Here is a 431-nt window from a genome sequence, read left to right as displayed (position 1 = left end):
GAGGAGAGCTTGTAATATGCGAAAAACCTTATGTTCACCAAAAAGTTGATCTTCCGGAAATTAGGCCTTATGTAGTATAGCATTTCTCATAATAGTCCGAACAGGTCATAGGAAGGCAGAATCAACAGCACGACGAAAGGATTCGAATAGAGGAATGTTTTTCCTGGCTCTGTTTTTTATAGCAAACCAATGATGCTCAATTTTGTTGAAATCTGGAGAATAAGGCGGCAGATACAAAATTTCTGCACCAACCCCTTTAGCAAGCTCGATAATCTTATCAGACTTATGAAAAGTAGCATTGTCAAGAATGACAGTCTGTCCAGGTTCCAAGATCGGTGTCAAAAATTGCTCAACCCATCCATTAAAAACATCCATATTACAGTGGCCTTCAAAGGTTAACGGAACAACTATCTTTCTTCCACTTAAGGCTG

General features: G+C 39.2%; 1 protein-coding gene. It reads right to left on the bottom strand.

What is annotated here, in order from left to right; genetic code table 11:
* Nucleotides 1-105: 105 nt before the first annotated feature.
* Nucleotides 106-431 (bottom strand): transposase (locus tag WOCAOBSORBRA_RS06110; protein ID WP_174516164.1); only part of this gene is annotated, 326 nt, incomplete at its 5' end.

The organism is Wolbachia endosymbiont of Cardiocondyla obscurior (genome assembly GCF_902713635.1).
GTDB lineage: Bacteria > Pseudomonadota > Alphaproteobacteria > Rickettsiales > Anaplasmataceae > Wolbachia > Wolbachia pipientis.
The sequence above is the reverse complement of the archived record's forward strand: the minus strand, read 5'-3'. Positions and strand labels throughout refer to the sequence as shown.